Origin of the sequence: Pseudomonas sp. (assembly GCF_026224925.1) — a bacterium.
Lineage (GTDB): Bacteria > Pseudomonadota > Gammaproteobacteria > Pseudomonadales > Pseudomonadaceae > Aquipseudomonas.
The window spans coordinates 1-3,348 of record NZ_JAMFRV010000687.1 but is presented as its reverse complement, the minus strand read 5'-3'; the positions used below and the strand labels follow the sequence as shown (position 1 = coordinate 3,348).

The window sequence follows — 3,348 nt, the reverse complement described above, 5'->3', positions numbered from 1 at the left end:
ATTCGCGGCCGCGCTCGGTCAGGTGATATTTGAGAATCGCCGACAGCACCGAGGGTTTTTCCCCCAGGTCGACTGCGTTGGCCGTGAGCATCCGTGCGCTGTCCATCAGCCAGGCATTGCCGCCGATGCGGGCCATGGCTTCCTGAATACCTTCGAAGGCTGAAAGCGGCACATTGAATTGTTCGCGAACCGTTGCGTATTGCCCGGTCACCAAACTGGTGAACTTGGCCGCACCGGTACCCACTGCTGGCAGCGAAATCGAACGCCCAACGGACAGGCAGTTCATCAGCATCATCCAGCCCTTGCCGAGCATCTCTTGGCCGCCGATCAAGAACTCCAGCGGAATAAATACGTCCTTGCCGGAGTTAGGGCCGTTCATGAACGCCGCACCCAGTGGTAAGTGACGCCGGCCGATTTCGACGCCGGGGGTGTCAGTCGGGATCAGCGCCAGGCTGATGCCCAAGTCCTCCTCTTCACCGAGCAAGTGTTGCGGGTCGAACGCCTTGAAGGCCAGACCCAACAGCGTCGCGATCGGGCCGAGGGTGATGTAGCGTTTTTCCCAATTCAGGCGCAGGCCGATGACTTCTTCACCGTTCCATTGGCCTTTGCAGATGATCCCGGTGTCCGGCATGGCGCCCGCATCGGAACCGGCCAGCGGGCCAGTCAGGGCAAAACACGGGATGTCGTCGCCACGGGCCAGGCGCGGCAGGTAGTGGTTACGTTGTTCATCGGTGCCGTAATGCAGCAGCAGTTCGGCGGGGCCGAGGGAGTTGGGGACCATGACCGTGGACGCCAAGTCGCCGCTACGGGTTGCCAGCTTCATCGCGATTTGCGAGTGCGCGTAGGCCGAGAAGCCTTTGCCACCGTATTCCTTGGGAATGATCAGGGCAAAAAAGCCGTGCTGCTTGATGTGTTCCCAGGCTTGGGGCGGCAGGTCCATGGCTTGGCCGATCTGCCAGTCGGTGACCATCGCGCACAGCTCTTCGGTGGGGCCATCAATGAAGGCTTGTTCTTCGTCGGTGAACTGCACCTTGGGGTACGCGAGCAGCTTGTTCCAGTCAGGACGACCACTGAACAATTCGCCGTCCCACCAGACGGTCCCGGCGTCGATGGCGTCGCGCTCGGTTTTTGACATTGGCGGCAGGGTTTTTTTGAACCAGGAGAACATCGGTGCGGTGAAATACTTGCGCCGCAGGTCTGGCAGCACCAGCGGCAACAAGACTGCCAGCCACAGCACCCAGAGAATCGTCATCAGCCAACCATGGGCATGGCTCAAACTGCCCATCGCCAGCAAATACACGGCCACCACGCCCAAAGCGGGTAGGGGCGCAATGCGTCGGTGAGCGAGGTAGGCGACGCCGACCAGCAAAACCACAATCCACAGCAACAGCATAAATAATTCTCCGTAATGACCGCGGCGACAACCCGCCAGCAAGAGCTTAGTCGGCCTCAGGTGAAGAGGGCATCAAACAGCGAGCGCATCGGTAGGTGGGAAATAATGGCTAACCGTGTCGGGGATTTCTGCTTCAAATCCGAGTATCGATAGTGACCACTGGCCGCTGCTGGAGTTCGGTAGGGCGCTTCTTGTGGCTGGATTCCAAAGCGCCTGAGGGTAGACTAATGCGCGACGTATTCATCACCGATCAATTGGGGACATTGGCAATGCTGAAGATTTGGGGCCGAAAAAATTCTACCAACGTCCGTAAGGCGCTGTGGTGTGCGCAGGAAGTAGCGGTGCCGTATGAAGCGATCGATGCCGGCGGCGCGTTTGGTCTGGTTGACGGGCCTGAATACCGGGCGATGAATCCAAACGGTCGCGTTCCGATGATCGAGGATGAGGGTCTGGTACTGTGGGAATCCAATGCCATCGTGCGTTACTTGGCTGCACGTTATGCGCCGAATTCTGCGCTGTACCCGGAAAATCTTGCTGCGCGAGCCAACGCGGATAAATGGATGGACTGGGCGACGTCGTCACTTGCCGAACCCTTTAAACCTTTGTTTTGGGGCGTCGTACGCACCCCGGCCGAGCAGCGTGATTGGGTGAAAATCGAGGCCGCTACCCGGGTCTGCGTAGACATACTTAAGGTGGCCGACACCGCGTTGGCCGAACAGCCGTATCTATCTGGTGATGCATTTGGCATGGGCGACATTCCCTTGGGCAGTTTTATTTATGCCTGGTTTGAAATGCCCATTGAACGTCCACCGCTGCCCCATCTCCAAGCCTGGTACGAGCGCTTAAAGCAGCGTCCCGCGTACCGTAATGCAGTGATGAGCACGTTGAGTTAATAGTAACTATCAACACGCGGGGCTGTACTTGCGCGGCGTTGCCAAGCACCATTGCCGGCACGCCGCAGTTGTAATCAATTGTGTTCGCGCTTATTTATTCCTTCTCCCTTCCTTCTTGGTGCGTATTCCAGCTATGAGTTCCGCTCTGTCCATCCGGCAGCTAACCAAAACCTACGGCAACGGTTTCCAGGCCCTGAACGGTATCGAACTGGATGTCGCTGAAGGTGACTTTTATGCCTTGCTCGGCCCCAACGGCGCCGGCAAATCCACGACCATCGGTATCATCTCGACCCTGGTGAACAAAACCAGCGGAACAGTGAATATCTTCGGTCACGACCTCGACCGTGAACCGGCCGCACTCAAGCGCTGCATTGGCGTAGTGCCGCAAGAGTTCAACTTCAATCAGTTCGAAAAGACCTTCGACATCGTCGTGACCCAAGCCGGTTACTACGGAATTCCGCCGAAGATCGCCAAAGAACGCGCCGAGCAGTACCTGACTCAGTTGGGGCTGTGGGACAAAAAAGACGTGCCATCGCGCGCACTGTCTGGCGGTATGAAGCGTCGTCTGATGATCGCCCGTGCGTTGATTCACGAGCCACGCTTGTTGATTCTCGACGAACCGACTGCGGGCGTGGACATCGAACTGCGCCGCTCGATGTGGACCTTCCTCACCGAACTCAACGAGAAAGGCATCACCATCATCCTCACCACGCATTACCTGGAAGAGGCTGAGCAGCTGTGTCGCAATATCGGCATCATTGACCATGGCACCATCGTGCAAAACATGGGCATGAAGCAGTTGCTGAACACGCTGCACGTCGAGACCTTTTTGCTTGACCTGAAGGACTCATACCAAGTGGCGCCAACCTTGATCGGTTACCCGACCAAGTTGGTCGATAGCCATACCCTGGAAGTGCAGGTGGATAAAACCATCGGTATCACCGCCTTGTTTGGTCAGCTGGCCCTGCAGAAGATCGAAGTGGTGAGCCTGCGCAACAAGACCAATCGCCTTGAGGAGCTGTTTGTGTCTCTGGTAGAAAAAAACCTGGCGAAGGTAGCCAT

The 3,348-nt window shown here is 57.3% G+C and carries 3 protein-coding genes; 2 read left to right on the top strand and 1 reads right to left on the bottom strand.

The annotated features are described in order from the left end of the window. A partial coding sequence (locus tag M0974_RS28745; RefSeq protein ID WP_297845080.1) for an acyl-CoA dehydrogenase occupies positions 1–1,393 on the bottom strand: 1,393 nt, incomplete at its 3' end. Positions 1,394–1,662: 269 nt separating this feature from the next. On the opposite strand from M0974_RS28745, the gene M0974_RS28740 reads away from it, so the two are divergent. Continuing rightward, entirely contained in the window at positions 1,663–2,286 is a 624-nt protein-coding gene (locus M0974_RS28740) for a glutathione S-transferase (protein WP_297845081.1), read from the top strand. Positions 2,287–2,419: 133 nt separating this feature from the next. Continuing rightward, positions 2,420–3,348: ABC transporter ATP-binding protein (locus tag M0974_RS28735; protein ID WP_297845077.1), on the top strand; the 929-nt coding region annotated here is incomplete at its 3' end.